We start from the raw sequence: 21680 nt of genomic DNA, 5'->3' as shown, positions 1-21680 counted from the left end.
GTGCCGCGCGCTGTCTGAGCCCCGCGCCGCTGGGCGCATCGGCCCGCCGCGCGGGAGCGCCGGTTCAGATTTCGCCGGCCGCCCGGCGCTGCATGATGTCTTCGATGATCACCAGCGCCGCTTCGAGCGTGAACTCTCCGTCGGCCACGCGCCGCACCACGGTGTCGACGTCGGCGGCCGCGATTTCCATCACTTCGCCATCGCGGTTGGCGGGCCGCGCGTCCGCCGCCAGCACGCAGGTGCTGGTCAGCACGTCCTCGACCTGGTAGCCCTCGGGCAGGCGGCGGTGGATGCGCAGGATGGTGCGCAGCGGCGAGCGCTGCGCCAGGTCCGGCGCGTCCAGGCCGGCTTCCTCGCCGCATTCGCGCACCAGTGCAACGTCCAGGTCTTCGCCGCGGCCGGCCAGGCCGCCCACCAGGGTGTCCCACATGCCGGGGTCGGTGGATTTGCTGAGCGCGCGCCGGGCGATCCAGATGCGGCCATCGGGCGTCCAGGCGTTCAGGTGGACGGCCTTGGTCAACAGGCCCAGCGGCCGCATCGCCGCGCGTTCGATGACGCCGAGCGCGGTATCGCCATCCAGCACGTCGAGTAATTCATCGCGCCAACCGCGCAGGCAGTTGGCTTGGCGCAACAGTTGCGCGACCTGTTCGAGCGCCGCGTCGAGGGCCGGGCCGGGCGACAGCCTCGCGCCGATGTGCAAGGCGTCGGCATCGGACTCGATATGGGCGGCGCCCCGCAAGGCATCGCAGGCGGCATGCGTGGCCCAGCCGCAGCGGCGCCCCGCTATATAGAGCGCGTGCGCGCCAACCGGGGCAGGCTCCTGGGCCCGTGCGCTCAGGGCGGCATACAGATCGGACAACTGTTTGGGCATCGTGAGGCGGTGTTAATAAGACTGTCCGCGATTTTATGCCACCCCTGTTTACCCTGGGTCGTGAACGAACGCGCGCAGATGGGGGCGGGCGGTATGAATTCAAGAGCACAAACTTACATCCATTTGCGCGTCCGCTATAATCCGCCAGTTTCTTTGTGATTTCGAGTGGGAACGCGGGGGCCGCTCTATCTCCCCCTGCCTAACCCTGCCATCTAATAATTGCGCGTAGTCCTGTTGCAGTGACATCCGTGCCAACAGGCGACAAGGGCCCTCGCGCCGTGTTTCGAGGTAAGCATGAAGAAGTGGAGAGGGATACTGGGCGCTTGTGCGCTGCTGATTGGCAGCGCGGCCATTGCCCAGGTGCAAGACATGCCCGGCGGCCCGAAGGTCAATCAGCTGAACCTGCATGAAGGCGTTACGCAGATCACGCGTGATGTCATGTGGTTGCACTGGCTACTGCTCACGATCTGTATTGTGATTTTCGTGGGCGTCTTCGGAGTGATGTTCTACTCCATCTGGGCGCACCGGAAATCCCGCGGACACAAGGCCGCGACCTTCCACGAACACCTCGGCGTGGAAGTGGCCTGGACGGTCATCCCCTTCATCATCGTCATCGCCATGGCGCTGCCGGCCACCAAGACGGTCGTCGCCATGAAAGACACTTCCAGCGCCGACCTGACCATCAAGGTCACCGGCTACCAGTGGAAGTGGGGCTACGAATACCTCGACGGCCCCGCCGCTGGCGTCAAGTTCCTCGCCACCCTGTCCACGCCGCGCGCCCAGATCGAAGGCCGCGAGCCCAAGGGCCAGTTCTACCTGATGGAAACGGACAACCACATGGTGGTGCCCGTGGACAAGAAGGTGCGCGTCGTCCTGACCGCCGCCGACGTCATCCACTCCTGGATGATCCCGGACTTCGGCGTCAAGCAGGACGCGATCCCCGGTTTCCTGCGCGACGCCTGGTTCCGCGCCGAAAAGCCCGGTATCTACCGTGGCCAGTGCGCCGAACTGTGCGGCAAGGACCACGCCTTCATGCCCATCGTCGTGGAAGTCCTGGCGCAAGCGGACTACGATAAGTGGGTTGAGGACCAAAAGAAGAAGATGGCGGCAAACGCCGACGATCCCAATAAAGAGTGGACGGAAGCCGAACTGGTTGCCCGTGGCGAGAAGGTTTTCGCCGCCAATTGCGTGGCCTGTCACCAGGCCAACGGCAAGGGCATCCCGGGCAGCTTCCCCGCCCTCGATGGAGACAAGGTTGTGCTGGGCCCGAAAGCCGCCCAGATCAACACCGTGCTGAAGGGCAAGCCCGGCACCGCCATGGCGGCGTTCGGTCCCCAGCTCAATGATGTCGAGATCGCCGCGGTCATCAGCTATACGCGCCATGCCTGGAGCAACGCCGGCAAGGGGCAGGACCCGACAGTGATGCCGAAGGACGTGGCGGCCGCGCGTTGATTGCGCCCGCTTCCCAACGCAGAGCTGGTTCCGTTTAGTCAGAGATACCCTGCCGGTTCCGTGGAACGGAGCCGGCACTCAGCAGGAAGGAGTCCATCATGAGCAGCGTCACTGTAGACCACGTGTCGCCGGGCCACGGCCACGGTCACGATGACCACCACCACGCCACCCCCACCGGCTGGCGCCGCTGGCTTTTCGCCACCAACCACAAAGACATCGGGACGATGTATCTCATCTTCTCGTTCGTCATGCTGCTCGAAGGCGGCACGCTGGCGCTGCTGCTGCGTACCGAGCTGTTCGAGCCGGGCCTGCAGTTCTTCCGCCCCGAGCTGTTCAACCAGTTCACCACCATGCACGGCCTGATCATGGTGTTCGGCGCCATCATGCCGGCTTTCGTGGGCTTCGCGAACTGGATGATCCCGATGCAGATCGGCGCGTCCGACATGGCCTTCGCCCGCATGAACAACTTCAGCTTCTGGCTGCTGCCGGTGGCCGCGATCATGCTGACGGCCTCGTTCTTCGTGCCGGGCGGCGCCACCGCCGCCGGCTGGACGCTGTACGCGCCGCTGTCGCTGCAGATGGGCCCGGGCATGGACCTGGCCATCTTCGCCATGCACATCATGGGCGCGTCCTCCATCATGGGCGCCATCAACATCATCGTGACCGTGCTGAACATGCGCGCGCCGGGCATGACGCTGATGAAGATGCCGCTGTTCTGCTGGACCTGGCTGATCACCGCGTTCCTGCTGCTGGCCGTGATGCCGGTGCTGGCCGCCGCCATCACCATGGTGCTGACCGACCGCCACTTCGGCACCGGCTTCTTCAACGCCGCCGCCGGCGGCGACCCGGTGCTGTACCAGCACGTGTTCTGGTTCTTCGGGCATCCCGAGGTCTACATCATGATCCTGCCGGCGTTCGGTATCGTGTCGGCCATCGTGCCCGCGTTCGCCCGCAAGAAGCTGTTCGGCTACGCCTCGATGGTGTATGCCACCGCCTCGATCGCCGTGCTGTCGTTCATCGTCTGGGCCCACCACATGTTCACGACGGGCATGCCGGTGACCGGCCAGCTCTACTTCATGTACGCCACCATGCTCATCTCCATCCCGACCGGGGTGAAGGTGTTCAACTGGGTCGCCACCATGTGGCGCGGTTCGATGACGTTCGAGACGCCGATGCTGTTCTCGATCGGCTTCATCTTCGTGTTCACCATGGGCGGCTTCACCGGCCTGATCCTGTCGGTGGCGCCGATCGACATCCAGGTGCACGACACGTATTACGTGGTGGCCCACTTCCACTACGTGCTGGTGGCCGGCTCGCTGTTCGCGCTGTTCGCCGGCACCTACTACTGGCTGCCCAAGTGGACCGGCCGCATGTACAGCGAAAAGCTGGGCAAGCTGCATTTCTGGTCGACGCTGATCTCGTTCAACGTGACTTTCTTCCCGATGCACTTCCTGGGCCTGGCCGGCATGCCGCGCCGTTACGCCGACTACGCCGCGCAGTTCACGACGTTCCACCAGATCGCCACCATCGGCGCCTTCTGGTTCGGCCTGTCGCAACTGATCTTCCTGTGGGCGGTGCTGCGCTGCTACATGGGCAAGGGCGAGAAGGCCACCGCCAAGCCGTGGGAAGGCGCCGAAGGCCTGGAATGGACGGTGCCGTCGCCCGCGCCGTTCCACACCTTCGAGACGCCGCCCGAAGTCAAGTGAGCGCCGATCCGAAACCCGCAACAGGCAGCATGGCCATGACCCCCGAGCAGCGCCGACGCAACAAGATCGCAGGACTGGTTCTGCTGGTATTCGTCATCGCCGTGTTCGCCTGGACCGTGTTCCGCGGTTCGGCGCTGCTGGCGGGCAAGGCCATCGGCGGCTAGCGAGCCATGAGCGACGACCTGCGTGAATCCGCCCAGCGCAAGCTGAGTTTTCTTCAGACGATGAAGGCGGTGGCGTGGGGGTTTTTCGGCGTCCGCAAGGGCGCGGGCTACCGCGAGGACAGCGCCAGGCTCAATCCCGTGCACGTGATCGTGGCGGGACTGTTGGCGGCGGCGATCTTCGTGACCGTGCTGGTGTTAATTGTGCGTTGGGCGGTTTCCAGCCTGACTTGAATCACTTAATTCTATAAATCAGTACCAGGGAGAAAGCCATGAGTGCAAGCCACTCGGTTCAAGGTAAAGAGGCACCCTATTACTACGTGCCCGCCGATTCGGGTCATCCCGTGCGCACGGCGGTGGCGCTGCTGCTCATGGGCCTGGGCGCCGCCGGCTGGATCAACGGCGTGAGCTGGGCCAAGTGGTCGGTGCTGGTCGGCTTCATCGCGCTGATCGTGGTGCTGTACTACTGGTTCGGCGACGCCATCCAGGAATCCGAGGCCGGCATGAACAGCAAGCGCATCGACGGGTCGTACCGTTGGGGCATGAGCTGGTTCATCTTCTCGGAAGTGATGTTCTTCGCGGCGTTCTTCGGCGCCCTGTGGTACGTGCGCACCATCACCACGCCGTGGCTGGGCGACATGGACCACCGCCTGATGCTGTGGCCCGACTTCCAGGCGGTGTGGCCCAACTTCGGTCCGGCCGGCGTGGTCGAGCACTTCCAGACCGTGGGCCCCTTCTGGCTGCCGACGATCAACACCGCGCTGCTGCTGAGCTCGGGCGTGACGCTGACCATCGCCCACCACGCGCTGCGCGAGAACCATCGCGGCAAGACCATGTTCTGGCTGGCCGCCACGGTCATCCTGGGTTTCATCTTCGTGGCCTGCCAGGCCGCCGAATACCACCATGCGTACACCGAGCTGAACCTGAAGTTCAATTCGGGCGCCTACGGTTCGCTGTTCTATATGCTGACGGGCTTTCACGGCTTCCACGTGATCCTGGGCGCCACGATGCTGACGGTCATCCTGATCCGCCTGATGCGCGGCCATTTCCGGCCCGATCACCACTTCGGCTTCGAAGGCGCCGCCTGGTACTGGCACTTCGTGGACGTGGTGTGGCTGGGCCTGTACCTGTTCGTCTACTGGTTCTGAGGCGCGGGCCCGGCGCTGCCGGGCCGGCGGCTGGACGGGGCGAGGCTGGCGGGCCGCCGGGAAACCGGCGCCGCGGGCCTCGCCCTTCGCTCGATGGCGGTCCGTGTTCCAATAGGCGGCTGGACGCGCGCCGGGAACCGGCGGCCAGCGGGGCTATCTAAGCCCGGTGCTTTCGATCCAGCCCATGTGGTGGGCGAACAGCACGAACAGGAACAGCGCCACCGACAGGCCGATGCGCACCGTCAGCGCGTTGACCGTGCGGTTGGTGCTGCCTTTGTCCCGCATCAGGTAGACCAGGGCGGATGCCAGACTGGCCAGGATACCGATGAAGGCCAGTACGACGAAAACGCGCATGATGGTCTCCGGACAAAATCGATTGATTCAATACAGATGGCCCGACCGCATTCAACCCGCTACACGGTAGCCGCTTTGCTCCTGCTGGGGATCGCCGTGGTGATCCTGGCCTCGCTGGGCCAATGGCAACTGCGGCGGGCCGACGAGCGACGCGACATTCTGGCGGCTATCGAGGCCGGCCGCAAGCAAGCGCCGCTGGTGCTGGCGCCGTCGACCGCGCCGGCCGACCTGAAGCCGTGGCGCGTGGCGCAGGCCAGCGGCACCTGGCTGCCTGAATTCAGTGTACTGCTGGACAACCGCAACCACGATGGCAAGCCGGGCTACTGGCTGGCCACGCCGCTGCTGCTGGATGCGGAAAAGCGCACGGCGGTGCTGGTGCTGCGCGGCTGGCTGCCGCGGGTGATCCAGGGCCAGGGCGCCCCGGTGCTGCCCGCCGCGCCTGAAGGCGTACAGACCATCAAGGGCGAGCTGTCGCCGCGCGTGCCGCGCATGTTCGAGCTGTGGTCGCTGGGGGGCCAGGACGCCTCCAGCCTGCCGGCCTCGCTGCCGGCGCCCGGCGGCGTCGTGCCGCAGGTGCAGAACCTGCCGCTGGAGGCCTACGCAAAGGCCACCGGACTGACCCTGCTGCCCACGGTGGTGAGCCAGTTCGGCCTGGGCGAGGACGACGGGCTGGTGCACGACTGGCCGCAGCCGTCGGTGAATTTCCAGCAGAACACGGTGTACGCCGTCGAGTGGTTTTCCTTCGCCTTGTTTGCCGCCATCGCCTGGCTGGTGGTGCTGGGGGGCGCCATCAAGCGCATGCGCCAGCGCGCGGCCGACGATCCGGCGGCCTGACCGCCTCTCCCGACAATAGAATCCATGACCCACGTGGCTCGCGACATGACTGCTTCCAAACCCGCCCGGCGCTCGCTGACGCCGATGGTGCTGGTGTTCCTGTGCACGCTGGCGCCTATCGTGGCGGCCTTCGTGGTCTACATGAACCCGCAATGGTGGCCGGCGGACGCCAGCAACTACGGCCAACTGGTCGAGCCGCAGCGGCCCGTGCCGGCGCCGGGGGCGCTCAAGCTGACCACGCTGGACGGCAAGCCGTTCGACCTGCAGAGCCTGAAGGGCAAGTGGCTGCTGGTCGCGGCCGACGGCGCGGCCTGCCCGGAAAGTTGCGCCCGCAAGCTCTACATCACCCGCAATACCCACGCCAGCCAGGGCAAGAACGTCGATCGCCTGGCGCGCGTCTGGTTCATCACCGACGATGGCCCGGTGCCGGACAAGGTGTTGGAGGCCTACCAGGGCACGATCATGCTGCGCGCCGATCCGGACCAGTTGGCGCGCTTCCTGCTGGCGCGCGATGCCGCGGTCGGACAGCCCGGCCTGGCGCAGCCGATCTGGGTGATCGACCCCCTGGGCAACCTGATGATGCAGTATCCCGCCGACGCCGACGGCGTGAAGGTGCGCAAGGACATCAGCAAGCTGGTCTATAACTCGCGCATCGGTTGAATCGGTATTTAGTTGATTTCCATGGAACGCATCAAAGCGCGGTATCGCAAACTCGTCTTCTTCACCTGGTTCCTGACGCTGGACCTGATCATGTTCGGCGCCTTCGTGCGCCTGACGGACTCGGGCCTGGGCTGCCCGGACTGGCCCGGCTGCTACGGCAGCGTCACGCCGCTGGGGGCGATGGGCGATATCCACGAGGCCTCGCAGGCCATGCCGTTCGGGCCGGTGACGCTGTCCAAGGCCTGGATCGAGATGATCCATCGCTATGTCGGCTCGATCCTGGGCATGTTGATCATCGGCATCGTCTACATGGCCTGGCGCTACCGCCGCGAACTGGGCCGCTCGCCGGCCCTGGCGGTGACGACGCTGGTGGCGGTGTGCGTGCAGGGTGCGTTCGGCGCCTGGACCGTGACCCACAAGCTCATGCCCGCCGTGGTCACGGCGCACCTGGTGTTCGGCCTGTCGGTGCTGGCGCTGATGACCTGGCTGTCGGCGCGTGAACGCCCGCACCATGCGGTGGCCGCCGCGGCGCGGCGCTTCAAACCGTGGGTGGTCGGCGGCTTCATCCTGCTGCTGATCCAGGTGACGCTGGGCGGCTGGGTCAGCACCAACTACGCGGCGCTGGCCTGCATGGATTTCCCCATGTGCCACGGCAAGTGGGTGCCGGACATGGACTTCCATGGCGGCTATTCCATCATCCGCGGGCTGGGCGAACTGCCGTCCGGCGAAATGATCTCGCAGCCGGCGCTGACGGCGATCCACTGGGTGCACCGCAATTTTGCCTTCGTCGTGTTTGCCTACCTGGGCGTGCTGGCCTGGCGCCTGCGGGCCGACCGCGGCCTGCGGGGACCGGCCACGCTCATGCTGGCGCTGCTGGGCGCGCAGTTGCTGACCGGCCTGACGACGATCTTCTTCCAGTGGCCTTTGTTGATCGCGGTGTTGCACAATGGCGGAGCCGCCGGCCTGACGCTGGCCGCGGTGGTCCTGATGGTGCGCCTGTCCACCGCGGGCGGGGCGCCGGCCGGGGGCTACGGCCCCAATTCGGTGCGCGTTTAAAATAGGGTGCATGATGACCAGTCTTGCCGCTCCCCAATCCGGATTGCTCCGCCAGTATTTCGTTCTCACCAAGCCGCGCGTCACCCAATTGGCGGTGTTCTGCGCGGTGATCGGCATGTTCCTGGCCGTGCCGGGCGTGCCGGACATGCGCCGCGTGCTGTTCGGCACGCTCGGCATCTGGCTGCTGGCGGCCGCCGCCTTCGCCATCAACTGCCTGATCGAGCAGGAAGTCGACGCCCGCATGCTGCGCACGGCGCGGCGCGCCACCGCGCGCGGCACCATTTCCGCGTTCCAGGTGCTGAGCCTGTCCGGCCTGCTGGGCGGCGCCGGCATGTTCGTGCTGTACACGCTGGTCAACCCCCTGACCATGTGGCTGACCTTCGCCACCTTCGTCGGCTACGCCGTCATCTACACCATCATCCTGAAGCCGCGCACGCCGCAGAACATCGTCATCGGCGGCCTGTCGGGCGCCATGCCGCCGGCGCTGGGCTGGGCGGCGGTGGCCGATTCCGTGCCGGCCGAGGCCTGGCTGCTGGTGCTGATCATCTTCATCTGGACGCCGCCGCATTTCTGGGCGCTGGCCCTGTATCGCAACCATGACTACGTCAAGGCCGGCCTGCCGATGCTGCCGGTGACGCATGGCCAGCAGTTCACGCGCCTGCAGATCCTGCTCTACAGCATCGCGCTGGTCGCCACCACGCTGCTGCCCACCGCGATCCGCATGAGCGGCGCGCTGTACCTGGCGTCGGCGCTGGTGCTGGGCGGCATGTTCGTGTCGTACGCCTGGCGGCTGTACCGCAACTACAGCGACGAGCTGGCGCGCAGCATGTTCCGTTTTTCCATTCTCTACCTGGCGCTGCTGTTCGGCGCCCTGCTGGTGGACCACTGGGTCGCGCTGATCTGACCCCCTGGAGATAAGTCGATGTCCGTATTTTCCGCCAGCCGGCGCCTGGCCCTGCGCCTGGCCACGGCCGCCGCGTTCACTGCCGCCCTGGCCGCCTGCGGCGACAACGCGCCCCAATTCAAGGGCAGCGACATCAGCGGCACCCAACTGGGCCGCGGCCTGGAGCTGTCGGACTACAACGGCAAGACGCGCACGTTGCAGGATTTCGCCGGCAAGGCGGTGGTGGTGTTCTTCGGCTTCACGCAATGCCCGGACGTCTGCCCGACCTCGCTGGCCGAGCTGACCGAGGTGATGAAGAAGCTGGGCCCGGACGCCGACCGCGTGCAGGTGCTGCTGATCACGGTGGATCCCGAGCGCGACACGCCGGACGTGCTCAAGCAATACGTAACGGCGTTCGACCCGCGTTTTCTGGGTTTGACCGGCACGCCGGACCAGGTGAAGAAGGCGGCGGCCTCGTTCAAGGCCTACTACGCCAAGGCGCCGACCAAGGACGGCAACTACACCATGGACCACACCGCGGCTTTCTACCTGCTGGACGGCAAGGGCGAATCGCGCGTGCTGGCCAACAACAACATCGGGGTCGACGCCCTGGTGCACGATATCCAGGCCCTGCTCAAGGACTGATCCGGGACGCGCTTGCCTGGCCCGCCCTCAGGCGGTCCGCGGCGCACCGGCTGCTTATCCCAGTCCTGGCGCGTGCCGGCCGGGTTTACACGCCGCCCGCCGCCGTCCAGCCGGACAGCGCGGCACGGGCCTGGTCGCTGAGTTCGGCGGCGGGGATTTCGCGGCGGTGCGACATGATCATCAGGGCATAGGGGGCGGCCAGCGCGGCGGCTTCGGGGCACAGGCGTGATTCGTCGCCGGTCGACGGCGACACATTGCGCCAATAGTTGATGGCCGCTTCGATCTGAGGCAAGGTGATGGCATTCATGGTCCTATTGTCCACGAATGCCGCGGGCTGTGCACCCGCCCTGGCGCAGCAATGAAGCGTCACCATCGCAACATGCCGAAACCGCATCCGGGTGCTATACCACTGCCGGTTAGTAACGATGGAGCATCGTCATGAATTACCCCGTCCCAACCGAATCTTCCCGCCGCGGCCTGCATCCGCTGGTCGCGGCCGCCGCCATCGCGGTGATCGTCATGTGCTCGGTCGGTGTCGCCGCCGTGATGGGCTGGCTGCCGACGCCATCGGCCACGCCGCACGCCGAGGACCCGGCGCTCGCGCAGGCCGGGCCCGAGGCCGCCAACCTGGCTCCGGCGCAGCCCGCGCCCGCCCAGCCGCAAGCCCCGGGCGCACGATCACAGGCCCAGGCCCAGGCCCAGGGCCGTCCCGCGCCGGCGCCCGCTCCCGCGCCGGCGGCACAGGCCTGCCGCACCTGCGGCGTGGTGGAAACCATTCGCCAGGTGCAGGTGCCGGTCAAGGACAATAGCGACCACCTAGTCGGCACGATCGCCGGCGGCGTCGCCGGGGGCGTGGTCGGCAACCAGTTCGGCGGCGGCAACGGCAAGACGGCGCTGACCGTGCTGGGCGCGGTGGGCGGCGCTTTGGCAGGCCGTGAAGTTGAGCGTAATATCAGGCAGCAACAAACGGTGACGCACTATGAGCTCACGGTTCGCATGAACGACGGCAGCACGCGGCAGTTCCGCAGCGCGCAACCGTTCGCGTTTGCGTCCGGCGACCATGTGCGCGTGGAGAATAATCAGCTGCTGCCGGGGTGACCAGTCAGGCCGGCGGCGCTTTGCGATCTATGGGAAGACAGGAATGAGCGACCAACACAGCAACCCGTTCGTCCTGCCCGGCATGGGCCAGAATTCCGACCTGTCGGGCAATCCGCTGCTGGCCAGCATGGAAATGATGCGCCAGGCCTGGGCCGGCCTGACCGGGCCGGGCGGGCTGGCGAGCAGCCTGCCGATGGCGCCGCCCATGAACCTGGAAGACCTGGACCGCCGTATCACCGAACTGCGCTCGGTCGAAAACTGGCTGCGCATGAACCTGTCGATGCTGTCCAGCACGATCCAGGGCATGGAAGTGCAGCGCTCCACCATCAGCACGTTGCGCGCCTTTGTCGACTCGGCCGCCAATCTGGACCTGGGCGCGGTGCGCGAAAGCGGCGCGGCGTCGCCGCTGGAAGTGGTGCTGGGCCTGAAACCCGCGCCGGCCGCCAGGAACACGTCGAAAGGCGCGTCGCAAGATGCCGCCGACGCCGCGAAGGCCGAGGCCAAGGCGTCCGAGCCCGAGGGCGGCGCGGCTGGCACCCAGCCCGGCATGAGCGAGCAGATGGGCGCGGCGGCGCAATCGGCCTCCAAGGCCTGGTGGGACCTGCTGCAACAGCAGTTCAACCAGATCGCGGCGGCCACGGCCGCATCGATGCCGGGCAGCCAGCCGGCGCCCGAGGCCGACAAGTCCAAGGCCAAGCCGGGCGGCCCGCAAGCCGCGGCCGCCCCGGCGGCCAAGGCCGCCAAGACGGTCGCCAAGCCCGCTCGCAAGGCCGCGCGCAAGCCGGCGGCCAAGACGGCCGCCAAGTCGGCCACCAAGAACAACGGGCCTGCCGACGGCAAGCCCTGATTTTTTCAATCCCGTCCCGGACCGCCGGATGGCGGTAGCGGGCGCATTCAAATACCGGAACCTATGCTTAATGTAGTGATTCTCGCCGCCGGACTCGGCAAGCGCATGCAGTCCGACCTGCCCAAGGTGCTGCATACCCTGGCCGGCAAACCGATGCTGGCACACGTGCTGGACAGCGCCCGCCAGCTCGAGCCGGCCCGCGTCATCGTGGTGGTCGGCCATGGCGCCGACCGCGTCAAGCAGGCTTTCGCGGGCCAGGACGATCTGCAATTCGCGTTGCAACAGCCGCAGCAAGGCACCGGCCACGCGGTCCAGCAGGCCGTGCCGCTGCTGCGCGAAGGCGACGGCGAGGACGACGTGACCCTGGTGCTGTACGGCGACGTGCCGCTGGTGCAACCCGAGACGTTGCGCCGCCTGCTGCAGGCGCGTGGCGCCGGCGCCGCGGTGCTGACGGAAGTGCTGGCCGATTCCACCGGTTATGGACGAATCGTGCGCGACGCCGGCGGCAATGTCTGCCGTATCGTCGAGCACAAGGATGCCTCCGAAGCCGAGCGCGCCATCAAGGAAGTGAACACCGGCATCCTGGCCGCGCCGACTGCCCGGCTCAAGGACTGGCTCTCGCGCATCGACAACAACAATGCCCAGGGCGAGTACTACCTGACCGACGTGGTCGGCCTGGCCGTGGTCGATGGCGTGCCGGTGGGCGCGGCCCAGCCGGGCGCCTCGTGGGAGACGCTGGGCGTGAACAGCCGCGTGCAGCAGGCCGAACTGGAGCGCCGCTGGCAGGCCGAGCAGGCGCGTCGCCAGCTCGAGGCAGGCGTGACGCTGGCCGACCCCGCGCGTTTCGATGTGCGCGGCACGCTGAATTGCGGTCGTGATGTCTTTATCGACGTGGGCTGCGTGTTCGAGGGCCGCGTGACGCTGGCCGACGGGGTGCGCGTCGGCCCGCATTGCGTGCTGCGCGATGTGAGCATCGGCGCGGGCACGCAGATCGAGGCTTTCAGCCATCTGCAGCAGGCCCAGGTGGGCGGCGACGCGCGCATCGGCCCGTATGCGCGCCTGCGTCCGGGCGCCGAGCTGGGCGACCGCACCCATGTGGGCAACTTCGTCGAGATCAAGAAGAGCGTGCTGGGCGCCGACAGCAAGGCCAACCACCTGGCCTACATCGGCGATGCCGATATCGGCGCGCGCGTGAACGTGGGGGCGGGCACCATCACCTGCAACTACGATGGCGTCAACAAGCACCGCACCGTCATCGAGGACGACGCCTTCATCGGCTCGGATACGCAACTGGTGGCCCCGGTGCGCGTGGGCCGCGGCGCGACGCTGGGCGCTGGCACCACGCTGACCCGCGATGCGCCGGCCGAGAAACTGACGGTGTCGCGCGTCAAGCAGCTCACCATCGACGGTTGGCAACGGCCGGTCAAGAAGTCGTGACGCCGCCGGCGTCGCAAACCCCGGCCGGCGGCGCCAAGCCCGCCGCGCCGGACGGCCTGCCGGTCCCGCGCCGCTACTGGGCCGCGGCGACCGTCATGACAGGCATCAGCCTGTCAGTGCTGGACACCACCATCGCCAACGTCGCCCTGCCGACCATCGCGGCCGACCTGAACGCGTCACCGGCGCAGGCGGTGTGGGTGGTCAATGCCTACAACCTGGCGGTGGTGATGATGCTGCTGCCGCTGTCGGCGCTGGCCGAGCGCATCGGCTTTCGCCGCATGTTCACTTTCGGCTTGGTGCTGTTCACGCTGGCCTCGCTGGGCTGCGCGCTGGCCGGCTCGCTGGTGCAACTGACGGCGGCGCGGGTATTCCAGGGCGTGGGCGCCGCAACGCTGATGTGCCTGTTCGGCGGCCTGGTGCGCAATATCTATCCGCTCAAGATGCTGGGCCGCGGAATCAGCCTGAACGCCACCACGGTGGCGGTGATGTCGGTGCTGGGGCCGACCATCGGCTCGGCGATCCTGTCGGTGGCGCCTTGGCCGTGGATCTTCGCGGTCAATCTGCCGATCTGCGTGCTGGCCATGTTCGGCCTGCGCCATCTGCCTGAGGTGCCGCGCAACGACGTCAAGCTGGACTGGATCAGCGCCCTGCTCTGCATGGCAACGCTGGGCGTGTTCATCTCCGGCATCGACATGATGGGCCAGGACCTGCTGCGCGGCATCGGCCTGGTGGCGATCGCGGCCGTGGCCGGCCTGGTGCTGGTGCGCCGCGCCAGCCGCCAGCCCGCGCCGCTGGTGCCGGTCGACCTGCTGCGCATCCGGCCGCTGGCATTCGCGGTGGGCGCGTCGGCCTGCACCTTCGCGGCGCAGATGGCGTCGTATGTGTCGCTGCCGTTCTATTTCCAGCAGGTGCTGGGTCGGCCTTATCTCGAGGTCGGCCTGCTGATGGGCGCCTGGCCGGTGGGCACGGCGCTGATCGCGCCGGTGGCGGGCCGCCTGTCGGACCGTTACTCCGCCGCCACCCTGAGCGGCGTCGGCGCGGCCACCATGGTGGCGGGCATGCTGTGGCTGGCGGCGCTGCCGGCGGCCGTGGGCAACGTGCCGATCATTGCCGGCATGTTCGTGGCCGGCGTGGGCTTCGGCTTCTTCCAGACGCCCAACAACCGCGCCATGCTGTCGGCCGCGCCGCGCGCCCGCAGCGGCGCGGCAGGCGGCCTGCAGGCCACCACCCGGGTGTTCGGGCAGAGCTTCGGCACCGCGCTGGTGGCGATCGCTTTCAGCGTCAGTGCAGCGCACGGCCCCGGGCTGGCGCTGGTGCTGGGCACGATCTGCGCCGGCCTGGCGGTTGTCGTGAACACCGTGCGGTTCAGCAAGCTGCGGGCGCCGTCGGAACCATAGCGGCCGGGGCGGAGGCGGCGCGGGACCGCCGGCCGCCGCCAAACCCGTGGGCCGCACGGCTTCTATAATGGCGGCCGGCGCGGTGACGGTTCGTCCCGGCGCGACGATTACCTATTTTTAAGGCGTTCAGGCATGAAGATCACGGTCGTGGGTACCGGTTACGTAGGGTTGGTGTCGGGAGCGTGCCTGGCCGACATGGGCAACGACGTCATGTGCCTGGACGTGGACGCGGCCAAGATCGCCCTGCTGCGCCAGGGCGGGATCCCCATCTACGAGCCCGGCCTGGAAGACCTGGTGCGGCGCAACGTGCAGGCCGGCCGCCTGCATTTCACCGACGACGTGGCCCAGAGCGTGGCCTTCGGCGACGTGCAGTTCATCGCCGTCGGCACGCCGCCGGGCGAGGACGGCTCGGCCGACCTGAAGTACGTGTTGGCCGCGGCCCGCAACATCGCCCGCCACATGACCACCCGCAAGCTGATCGTGGACAAGTCCACCGTGCCGGTCGGCACCGCCGACAAGGTGCGCGCCGCAGTGGCCGAGGAATTGGCCAGGCGCGGCGTCGAGGTGCCGTTCAGCGTCGCCTCCAACCCGGAATTCCTGAAGGAAGGCGCTGCGATCAACGACTTCATGAGCCCGGACCGGGTCATCGTCGGCGCCGACGACGACTACACCATCGGCGTCATGCGCCGCATCTACGAGCCGTTCCAGCGCACCCACGATCGCCTGATGGTGATGGACGTGCGCTCGGCCGAGCTGACCAAGTACGCCGCCAACGCCATGCTGGCCACCCGCATCTCGTTCATGAACGAGATGGCCAACCTGGCCGAAGCGCTGGGCGCCGACATCGAGCAGGTGCGCCGCGGCATCGGCGCCGATCCGCGCATCGGCTATCACTTCCTCTATCCAGGCGCCGGCTATGGCGGTTCGTGTTTCCCCAAGGACGTGCAGGCGCTGGTCAACACCGCCGCCGAGAATGCGCTGCCGATGCGCGTCATCGAGGCGGCCGAGGCTGCCAACCACGCGCAGAAGTTCCGCCTGTCGGAAAAGCTGGTGGCCCGCTACGGCGAGGACCTGAGCGGCCGCAGGATCGCGCTGTGGGGCCTGTCTTTCAAGCCCAATACCGATGACATGCGCGAGGCGCCCAGCCTGACCGTGATCGCCGAGCTGACGCGCCGCGGCGCCACGGTGCGCGCCTACGATCCGGTGGCCATGCACGAGGCCGCCCGCGTCCTCGATGGCAAACCCGGCGTGAGCTTCGCCACCGACATGTACGACGCGCTGGACGGCGCCGACGCGCTGCTGATCGCCACCGAGTGGAAGGTCTTCCGCGCGCCCGACTTCGACCGCGTCAAGGCGCTGCTCAAGACGCCGCTGATCATCGACGGCCGCAACATCTACACGCCCGCCGACGTGCGCGCGCAGGGCTTCGAGTACTCGGGCATCGGCCGCGCATGAAGATCCTGCAGCTCAACTTCGAAAAGGGTTGGCGCGGGGGCGAACGCCAGACGCTGTACTGCATGCGCGCGTTCCGCAATGCCGGCCACCAGGTCGAAGTGCTGTGCCGCGAAGGCGGCCCGCTGGCCGAGCGCGTGCGCCAGGAGGGCTTCGTGGCGCACACCGTCCGCAACGTGCCGGCGCAATTGGCGTTCCTGGCGCGCGCGGGCAGCGGCTACGACATCATCCACGCCCAGACCGCCAACACCGTCACCTGGGCGGTGCTGACCAAGTGGCTGCACCGGCGCCCGGTGGCGTTTTCGCGCCGCACCTCGTTCGTGGTCAAGCCCAACGAGGAATGGAAGACCGGCTTCAAGTGGCGCCACACCGACCTGTTCGTGGCGATCAGCGACATGGCCGCGAGCGAGCCGCGGCGCCTGGGGCTGGACCCGGTCATCATCCGCAGCGCGGTCGAGCCGCACCAGATCAACCAGGAGAACGTCGCCGCGCTGGTGCGCGAGTTCGATCTGGAAGGCAAGAAGGTCATGGCCACGTCGGCCGCGCTGATCCGCGACAAGGACCCGGTGACGCTGGTGCGCGCGGTGGCCGAACTGGCCAGGACGCGGCGCGATTTCGTCTTCCTGCATTTCGGCGCCGGCGGCGACCGCGAACAGCAGGCGCGCGACGAGGCGCGCGCGCTGGGCGTCGAGGACGTCTACCGTTTCGCGGGCTTTCGCAAGGGCGTCGAGGATTTCTACAGCATCCTCGACGTGTTCGTCATGAGTTCCGAGGAAGAGGCGCTGGGCAGCAGCGTGCTGGACGCCTTCCTGCAGCGGGTGCCGGTGGTGTCCACCGATGCAGGCGGCCTGAAGGAAAGCCTGGCCGACGGGCGCGGCGTGCTGTGCGCGGTGGCCGATTTCCATGCCATGGCCCAGGGCATGGCGCGTTGCCTGGATGATGCCGCGTTCCGCCAGGAGATCACCGAGCGCGCGTATCAGTACGTGCGCGACGAGCACGACGTGCAGAAGATGGGCAATCGTTACCTGGCGCAGTTCGAGCGGTTGCTGGCGGCGAAGGGCGCGCGCTGATCGCGCGCTTCAAGGGGCGCGCATGCGGCCGCTTGCGCCCATGTCCGTCCATTGCGCCAATCTGGCCTTGGCCCATTGCGCGGCCCTGGGCGGGCCGTACTGCGCGCGGGCCTGCTGGTACAGCGCCTGCGCCTCCTCGAGTCTGACGCCTGCTTCGTAGCAGGCCCTGCCGATGAATTCGGGTTCCAGTTCTATGAACATGCTGGCTAGCAGTTCCTTGACCAAGGCGTCGCCGGAGACCGCGCCGAAGTCGCCCGCGCACAATGCGGCGGCGACATGAAATGGCGTCACGACCTGTCCGTAGGGCGCGTTCAGGTGTGTCGCGATCATTTCGAGATACCGGGTGGACTGCGTCGGCACGGCAGGCTGCTGCTTATGGCGCGTTGGCGTTGTGGACCGATCCGGTTTGTATTATCCGCCGGGCGCCCGATCATCGGTGGATTCCGTGTGGATGGCCGCCGATTACCCGCGCACGTCGATGCGGGTCTCGAACTTGGCGCGGTGCACCGAGAAGAACGTGCGCACGTTGCGCACGTTGGCGTGCGCGGTGAAGGCGCGGTGCGCCAGCGCGTGATAGGCCGGCATGTCCTTGACCTGCGCGATCACCACGAAGTCCGGCCCCGGCGACACGCGGTAGCACTGCAGCACCGCCGGTTCCGCCAACATGATCTGTTCGAAGGCGTCCAGGCTTTCGGCCGCCTGCACGTCCAGCGTGATCTCGACGATGGCGGTCAGCGTGCTGCCCAGCTTCCCGGCCGCCAGGATGGCCACCTGGCGCGCGATCACGCCTTCTTCCACCAGGCGCCGCACCCGCCGCAGGCAGGTCGGCGGCGAGGCGTGCACGCGCGCGGCCAGCTCCTGGTTGGTCAGCGAGTTGTCGTCTTGCAACTGTTCCAGGATGCGCAGGTCCAGATCGTCCAATTCCGGCAGGGTCATCGGCTGGTTTTGCATGATTAATTCATGAATGGATTATTTATGAAATATTATTTAATCACAAATATGTAAGTGAATAAACTGTCAAATATGACCAGATAAAGAAATCAAATTTCTTGTCGGGACGCGCACAATGCGTTCCGTACTCGAACTTTCAGGAGTCTCTCCTATGTGCGGCATTGTTGGCGCCGTCGCCCAGCGCGACATCACCCCGATCCTGGTCGAAGGCCTGAAGCGGCTGGAATACCGCGGCTATGACTCCTGCGGCGTCGCCGTGTACGCCGACGGCCACCTGCGCCGCACGCGCAGCACCCAGCGCGTGGCCGAGCTGGCCGAGCAGGTCGCGCAGGACCATCTGCAAGGCTTCACCGGCATTGCCCACACCCGCTGGGCCACGCACGGCGTGCCGGCCACGCACAATGCTCATCCGCACTTCTCGCGCCTGGGCAACGACGAACCGCGCATCGCGCTGGTGCACAACGGCATCATCGAGAACCACGACGAACTGCGCGCCGAGCTGCAGGCCGTGGGCTACGTCTTCGAAAGCCAGACCGACACCGAAGTGATCGCGCACCTGGTCAACCATCTGTACGCCGGCGACCTGTTCGAGGCCGTGCAGAACGCCGTGCGCCGCCTGCACGGCGCCTACGCCATCGCCGTGTTCTGCCGCGACGAGCCGCACCGCGTGGTCGGCGCGCGGCAGGGTTCGCCGCTGGTGGTGGGCGTGGGCCAGAACGAGAATTTCCTGGCATCGGATGCGCTGGCGCTGGCCGGCACCACCGACCAGATCATCTACCTGGAAGACGGCGACGTCGTCGATCTGCAACTGGCGCGCGTCTGGATCGTGGACGCCAATGGCAAGGATGTGAAGCGCGAAGTGCACACGGTGCACGTGCATACGGGCGCGGCCGAGCTCGGCCCCTATCGCCACTACATGCAGAAAGAGATCTTCGAGCAGCCGCGCGCCGTCGGCGACACGCTGCAGGACATCGAGTCCATCACGCCCGAGCTGTTCGGCGACGACGCCTACAAGATCTTCAAGGACATCGATTCGCTCTTGATCCTGGCGTGCGGCACCAGCTATTACGCCGGCCTGACCGCCAAGTATTGGATCGAATCGATCGCCAAGATCCCCGTGGCCGTCGAAATCGCCAGCGAATACCGCTACCGCGACAGCGTGCCGAACCCGCGTTCGCTGGTCGTCACGATCTCCCAGTCGGGCGAAACCGCCGACACCCTGGCCGCGCTCAAGCACGCCCGCTCGCTGGGCATGGAAAACACGCTGACCATCTGCAACGTGTCCACCAGCGCCATGGTGCGCGAGTGCAAGCTGTCGTACATCACCCGCGCCGGCGTCGAAATCGGCGTGGCCTCGACCAAGGCCTTCACCACGCAGTTGACCGCGCTGTTCCTGCTGACGCTGGCGCTGGCGCAGGTGCGCGGCCGCCTCACCGACGAGCAGGAGGCCGAACACCTGAAGGCGCTGCGCCACCTGCCCGTGGCCATCGGCTCGGTGCTGGCGCTGGAACCGCAGATCATGGCCTGGGCCGACCGCTTTGCCTCGAAGGAAAACGCGCTGTTCCTGGGCCGCGGCATGCATTACCCGATCGCGCTGGAAGGCGCGCTCAAGCTCAAGGAAATCAGCTACATCCACGCCGAGGCCTACCCGGCCGGCGAACTCAAGCACGGCCCGCTGGCCCTGGTGACCGAGCACATGCCCGTTGTCACCATCGCGCCCAAGGACGAGCTGCTGGAAAAGCTGAAGTCCAACATGCAGGAAGTGCGCGCGCGCGGCGGCGAGCTGTACGTGTTCGCCGACGCCGACAGCAAGATCCAGAGCGCCGAAGGCATGCACGTGATCCGCATGCCCGAGCACTACGGCAAGCTGTCGCCGATCCTGCACACGGTGCCGCTGCAACTGCTGTCGTACCACACGGCCTGCGCCCGCGGCACCGATGTGGACAAGCCGCGCAACCTGGCCAAGAGCGTGACGGTGGAGTGATATCGCGGCGAGGACGCGGGGCCGCCGCCGTGGCGGCCCCTTTCCATTGCCGGTCGGCGCCGACCCGAGCCGGCCCCGGCGGCTAGTCGATAATCGGGACGTGTGCGGCGGCAGTTTTCGGCAAGTCGCCGCTCAACCTCGGATCTCTCTGCACTTCCACCCGGATTGCGTACGGTTTGAAGCCCGCTTTCATGTAGAAGCGCAGTGCCGAAGGATGGTCGTAGGTGCAGGTGTGGACCCACATCCGGGTGATGGGCCGCACCCAGGCCAGTTCCACTGCCTTGCTCATCAGCGCGCGGCCCACGCCCCGGCCCGTGCACTCCGCGGTGAGCCCCAGGAACGCCAACTCGCATTCACCTTGCGTGCGGAAGTCCAACTCCAGAATGCCAACGTCCCCAAGTCCGGTCCGGACAATGTGGATGTCGACGTCGGGGTGCGCGAGGATGGCGGCCAACTCGCCGTCTTCCATGAAAAGGCGCGAAAACCACAGCCAGTCGGCCCCCACCTTGCGGAACAGCGCGCGGTAGGCATCCAGGCCGATTCCGGCAACCGGGGCCAGCTCGAAACCTTGGGGCAAGGAAGCGCCGGGCAAGTCGGGCCTGGACAGCATTTCGAGGTCGGTGACGACACTGGCAATGTGTCCGCGGGGGATGGCGGTGTAGCCGATGGGGATGGGCGAAGAGGCGGCGGTCATAGTCTGCTCGTTCAGTAACGGCAGCACTATGCCCGCGGGCGCGTGGCCCTGTCTTGAACGCTATTTCAGCCGTCGCGCCATTGGCCGGGCGGGACGCCGACGACGGCGCGGAACCTGCGCGTCAGGTGGGACTGGTCGGCAAATCCCAGGTCCAGCGCCACCGCCGCAATGTTCTCGCCTTGGGCGATTCTCTTGCGCGCTTCGGCAACCCGTTGGTTCCAGCGCCACGCCAGCGGGGGCATGCCATAGACCTTGGAAAAGGCCCGAACGAGCTGCACGGGCGTCATCCCCGCCGATGCCGCCAGGTCCGTCAGCGTCGGCAAGGCAGGGTCGTCGCGCAGGCGGTCGGCGATGCCGCCGATGGACGCCGGCACGTGCCTGGATGTCGCGGGTCCGCCCGATCCCGCCATCTGCAACAGTTCGTCGAAAACGTGGACGAGCCCTTCCTGCGCCACGCTCTCGGGCGTGTTCCGGTTCAGCGCTGACAGGATGGCGCCGCGCAGCCTGGCTGCAATGCCTGGCGCTTGCAGCAGGGGCTTGTCGAAAACGGTTTCCGGGTTGATGCCGAGCAGGACCGGGAGGGCGGCCGGGTCCACATACATGCTCGCGAATTGCCACGACTCACTGATGACATGGGAGCTTTGGACCTGCGCCGGGTTGTAGAGCGTGACGTCACCCTCGGCGGCGTCGAAGCATTTCCTGTCGAGCGTGATTTTTTCCCAGCCCCGCACATTGACGCTGATCACGAATTCGTCGTGGAAATGGGGCGCAAAGCCGCGCGTGCCGTCCGCGATGTGCGCGACCTCGATACCGGTGAATTGACGGCGATTGAACGACCCCATGACGGCCATGTTAGCGCGACGCCCTGGCGCGCCGCGCGGCCGGACGTTGCCCTGCCGGACCATGTCCCGCTGGCATGGGGGCGCCCGGCCTCGGCCAGAGCATGAGCGGAACTAATGATTTCATCCAAATAAAATCAT

24 protein-coding genes are annotated in these 21680 nt (G+C 67.0%); 17 read left to right on the top strand and 7 right to left on the bottom strand.

The annotated features are described in order from the left end of the window. Positions 1-64: 64 nt before the first annotated feature. Positions 65-871, bottom strand: a complete 807-nt coding sequence (locus tag SB816_RS00390; RefSeq protein ID WP_054503712.1) for an NUDIX hydrolase — start codon at positions 869-871, stop codon at positions 65-67. 294 nt (positions 872-1165) lie between these two features. On the opposite strand from SB816_RS00390, the gene coxB reads away from it, so the two are divergent. The 5 genes from coxB to SB816_RS00365 all read left to right on the top strand — a co-directional run bounded on the left by coxB (position 1166) and on the right by SB816_RS00365 (position 5338). Then, a complete protein-coding gene (coxB, locus tag SB816_RS00385) occupies positions 1166-2323 on the top strand; it encodes a cytochrome c oxidase subunit II (RefSeq protein WP_049070634.1) in 1158 nt (385 codons plus the stop codon). A gap of 98 nt (positions 2324-2421) precedes the next feature. Further along, the gene (ctaD, locus tag SB816_RS00380) at positions 2422-4029 is read left to right on the top strand and encodes a cytochrome c oxidase subunit I (protein ID WP_049070636.1); all 1608 of its coding nucleotides are present in this window, start codon (positions 2422-2424) and stop codon (positions 4027-4029) included. Positions 4030-4064: 35 nt separating this feature from the next. Further along, positions 4065-4193, top strand: coding sequence for a cytochrome oxidase small assembly protein (locus tag SB816_RS00375; RefSeq protein ID WP_020925592.1), 129 nt, complete (start codon positions 4065-4067; stop codon positions 4191-4193). 6 nt (positions 4194-4199) lie between these two features. Next, positions 4200-4424, top strand: coding sequence for a DUF2970 domain-containing protein (locus SB816_RS00370; protein ID WP_006392371.1), 225 nt, complete (start codon positions 4200-4202; stop codon positions 4422-4424). Between the two features lie 38 nt (positions 4425-4462). Then, complete coding sequence (locus SB816_RS00365; protein ID WP_026383359.1) at positions 4463-5338, top strand: cytochrome c oxidase subunit 3; 876 nt, start codon at positions 4463-4465, stop codon at positions 5336-5338. Between the two features lie 153 nt (positions 5339-5491). Here SB816_RS00365 and SB816_RS00360 read toward each other — a convergent pair whose 3' ends face one another. Continuing rightward, complete coding sequence (locus SB816_RS00360; RefSeq protein ID WP_006392373.1) at positions 5492-5692, bottom strand: twin transmembrane helix small protein; 201 nt, start codon at positions 5690-5692, stop codon at positions 5492-5494. Positions 5693-5728: 36 nt separating this feature from the next. Here SB816_RS00360 and SB816_RS00355 point away from each other — a divergent pair, with 36 nt between their 5' ends. From SB816_RS00355 to SB816_RS00335, 5 genes are read left to right on the top strand one after another with little or no spacing between them, the layout of a single operon-like run. Further along, positions 5729-6526: an SURF1 family protein gene (locus SB816_RS00355; protein WP_054503711.1), complete on the top strand. Its 798-nt coding sequence runs from the start codon at positions 5729-5731 to the stop codon at positions 6524-6526. 45 nt (positions 6527-6571) lie between these two features. Continuing rightward, positions 6572-7186, top strand: coding sequence for an SCO family protein (locus SB816_RS00350; RefSeq protein WP_244976885.1), 615 nt, complete (start codon positions 6572-6574; stop codon positions 7184-7186). A gap of 21 nt (positions 7187-7207) precedes the next feature. After that, positions 7208-8242 (top strand): COX15/CtaA family protein, encoded by a 1035-nt coding sequence (locus SB816_RS00345; protein WP_054503709.1) that lies wholly within the window; start codon positions 7208-7210, stop codon positions 8240-8242. Between the two features lie 13 nt (positions 8243-8255). Beyond that, positions 8256-9146, top strand: a complete 891-nt coding sequence (gene cyoE / locus SB816_RS00340; RefSeq protein WP_006392377.1) for a heme o synthase — start codon at positions 8256-8258, stop codon at positions 9144-9146. Between the two features lie 18 nt (positions 9147-9164). Next, entirely contained in the window at positions 9165-9770 is a 606-nt protein-coding gene (locus tag SB816_RS00335) for an SCO family protein (RefSeq protein WP_410546388.1), read from the top strand. A gap of 85 nt (positions 9771-9855) precedes the next feature. Here the strand turns inward: SB816_RS00335 and SB816_RS00330 are convergent, their stop codons facing one another. After that, a complete protein-coding gene (locus SB816_RS00330; protein ID WP_054503707.1) occupies positions 9856-10077 on the bottom strand; it encodes a DUF3717 domain-containing protein in 222 nt (73 codons plus the stop codon). A 131-nt stretch (positions 10078-10208) separates the two neighbouring features. Here SB816_RS00330 and SB816_RS00325 point away from each other — a divergent pair, with 131 nt between their 5' ends. From SB816_RS00325 to SB816_RS00300, 6 genes are all read left to right on the top strand, one after another. Then, positions 10209-10868, top strand: coding sequence for a glycine zipper 2TM domain-containing protein (locus SB816_RS00325; protein WP_064524568.1), 660 nt, complete (start codon positions 10209-10211; stop codon positions 10866-10868). 43 nt (positions 10869-10911) lie between these two features. Next, positions 10912-11715 (top strand): PhaM family polyhydroxyalkanoate granule multifunctional regulatory protein, encoded by an 804-nt coding sequence (locus SB816_RS00320; protein WP_116791688.1) that lies wholly within the window; start codon positions 10912-10914, stop codon positions 11713-11715. A gap of 63 nt (positions 11716-11778) precedes the next feature. Continuing rightward, the gene (gene glmU, locus SB816_RS00315; RefSeq protein ID WP_175167261.1) at positions 11779-13152 is read left to right on the top strand and encodes a bifunctional UDP-N-acetylglucosamine diphosphorylase/glucosamine-1-phosphate N-acetyltransferase GlmU; all 1374 of its coding nucleotides are present in this window, start codon (positions 11779-11781) and stop codon (positions 13150-13152) included. After that, entirely contained in the window at positions 13149-14549 is a 1401-nt protein-coding gene (locus tag SB816_RS00310) for an MFS transporter (protein WP_054503703.1), read from the top strand. The genes glmU and SB816_RS00310 overlap by 4 nt, the downstream gene beginning before the upstream one ends. A gap of 132 nt (positions 14550-14681) precedes the next feature. Next, positions 14682-16004, top strand: a complete 1323-nt coding sequence (locus SB816_RS00305) for a UDP-glucose dehydrogenase family protein (RefSeq protein WP_269874774.1) — start codon at positions 14682-14684, stop codon at positions 16002-16004. Further along, a complete protein-coding gene (locus tag SB816_RS00300) occupies positions 16001-17071 on the top strand; it encodes a glycosyltransferase family 4 protein (RefSeq protein WP_395757273.1) in 1071 nt (356 codons plus the stop codon). Before SB816_RS00305 ends, SB816_RS00300 begins: the two co-directional genes overlap by 4 nt. 9 nt (positions 17072-17080) lie before the next feature. On the opposite strand, the gene SB816_RS00295 is transcribed toward SB816_RS00300, so the two are convergent. Both SB816_RS00295 and SB816_RS00290 read right to left on the bottom strand, forming a co-directional pair. Beyond that, positions 17081-17431, bottom strand: coding sequence for a hypothetical protein (locus tag SB816_RS00295; protein WP_410546387.1), 351 nt, complete (start codon positions 17429-17431; stop codon positions 17081-17083). 102 nt (positions 17432-17533) lie between these two features. Further along, positions 17534-18022 carry an Lrp/AsnC family transcriptional regulator gene (locus SB816_RS00290; RefSeq protein ID WP_410546386.1) on the bottom strand — a complete coding sequence of 163 codons (489 nt, stop codon included), beginning with the start codon at positions 18020-18022 and terminating at the stop codon, positions 17534-17536. A 151-nt stretch (positions 18023-18173) separates the two neighbouring features. Here SB816_RS00290 and glmS point away from each other — a divergent pair, with 151 nt between their 5' ends. Continuing rightward, entirely contained in the window at positions 18174-20006 is a 1833-nt protein-coding gene (gene glmS, locus SB816_RS00285) for a glutamine--fructose-6-phosphate transaminase (isomerizing) (RefSeq protein ID WP_064524576.1), read from the top strand. Positions 20007-20088: 82 nt separating this feature from the next. Here the strand turns inward: glmS and SB816_RS00280 are convergent, their stop codons facing one another. After that, a complete protein-coding gene (locus SB816_RS00280; RefSeq protein ID WP_410546385.1) occupies positions 20089-20700 on the bottom strand; it encodes a GNAT family N-acetyltransferase in 612 nt (203 codons plus the stop codon). Between the two features lie 65 nt (positions 20701-20765). Continuing rightward, positions 20766-21551, bottom strand: coding sequence for an AraC family transcriptional regulator (locus SB816_RS00275; RefSeq protein ID WP_054503698.1), 786 nt, complete (start codon positions 21549-21551; stop codon positions 20766-20768). Positions 21552-21680 lie beyond the last annotated feature (129 nt).

The organism is Achromobacter sp. SIMBA_011, from assembly GCF_046535435.1.
Lineage (GTDB): Bacteria > Pseudomonadota > Gammaproteobacteria > Burkholderiales > Burkholderiaceae_B > Achromobacter > Achromobacter dolens.
The sequence above is the reverse complement of the archived record's forward strand: the minus strand, read 5'-3'. Positions and strand labels throughout refer to the sequence as shown.

Coding starts and splice junctions, on each gene's coding strand:
- SB816_RS00390 (WP_054503712.1), bottom strand. CDS start 871: ATGCCCAAACAGTTGTCCGATCTGTATGCCGCCCTGAGCGCACGGGCC.
- coxB (WP_049070634.1), top strand. CDS start 1,166: ATGAAGAAGTGGAGAGGGATACTGGGCGCTTGTGCGCTGCTGATTGGC.
- ctaD (WP_049070636.1), top strand. CDS start 2,422: ATGAGCAGCGTCACTGTAGACCACGTGTCGCCGGGCCACGGCCACGGT.
- SB816_RS00375 (WP_020925592.1), top strand. CDS start 4,065: ATGACCCCCGAGCAGCGCCGACGCAACAAGATCGCAGGACTGGTTCTG.
- SB816_RS00370 (WP_006392371.1), top strand. CDS start 4,200: ATGAGCGACGACCTGCGTGAATCCGCCCAGCGCAAGCTGAGTTTTCTT.
- SB816_RS00365 (WP_026383359.1), top strand. CDS start 4,463: ATGAGTGCAAGCCACTCGGTTCAAGGTAAAGAGGCACCCTATTACTAC.
- SB816_RS00360 (WP_006392373.1), bottom strand. CDS start 5,692: ATGCGCGTTTTCGTCGTACTGGCCTTCATCGGTATCCTGGCCAGTCTG.
- SB816_RS00355 (WP_054503711.1), top strand. CDS start 5,729: ATGGCCCGACCGCATTCAACCCGCTACACGGTAGCCGCTTTGCTCCTG.
- SB816_RS00350 (WP_244976885.1), top strand. CDS start 6,572: ATGACTGCTTCCAAACCCGCCCGGCGCTCGCTGACGCCGATGGTGCTG.
- SB816_RS00345 (WP_054503709.1), top strand. CDS start 7,208: ATGGAACGCATCAAAGCGCGGTATCGCAAACTCGTCTTCTTCACCTGG.
- cyoE (WP_006392377.1), top strand. CDS start 8,256: ATGACCAGTCTTGCCGCTCCCCAATCCGGATTGCTCCGCCAGTATTTC.
- SB816_RS00335 (WP_410546388.1), top strand. CDS start 9,165: ATGTCCGTATTTTCCGCCAGCCGGCGCCTGGCCCTGCGCCTGGCCACG.
- SB816_RS00330 (WP_054503707.1), bottom strand. CDS start 10,077: ATGAATGCCATCACCTTGCCTCAGATCGAAGCGGCCATCAACTATTGG.
- SB816_RS00325 (WP_064524568.1), top strand. CDS start 10,209: ATGAATTACCCCGTCCCAACCGAATCTTCCCGCCGCGGCCTGCATCCG.
- SB816_RS00320 (WP_116791688.1), top strand. CDS start 10,912: ATGAGCGACCAACACAGCAACCCGTTCGTCCTGCCCGGCATGGGCCAG.
- glmU (WP_175167261.1), top strand. CDS start 11,779: ATGCTTAATGTAGTGATTCTCGCCGCCGGACTCGGCAAGCGCATGCAG.
- SB816_RS00305 (WP_269874774.1), top strand. CDS start 14,682: ATGAAGATCACGGTCGTGGGTACCGGTTACGTAGGGTTGGTGTCGGGA.
- SB816_RS00300 (WP_395757273.1), top strand. CDS start 16,001: ATGAAGATCCTGCAGCTCAACTTCGAAAAGGGTTGGCGCGGGGGCGAA.
- SB816_RS00290 (WP_410546386.1), bottom strand. CDS start 18,022: ATGCAAAACCAGCCGATGACCCTGCCGGAATTGGACGATCTGGACCTG.
- glmS (WP_064524576.1), top strand. CDS start 18,174: ATGTGCGGCATTGTTGGCGCCGTCGCCCAGCGCGACATCACCCCGATC.
- SB816_RS00280 (WP_410546385.1), bottom strand. CDS start 20,700: ATGACCGCCGCCTCTTCGCCCATCCCCATCGGCTACACCGCCATCCCC.
- SB816_RS00275 (WP_054503698.1), bottom strand. CDS start 21,551: ATGGCCGTCATGGGGTCGTTCAATCGCCGTCAATTCACCGGTATCGAG.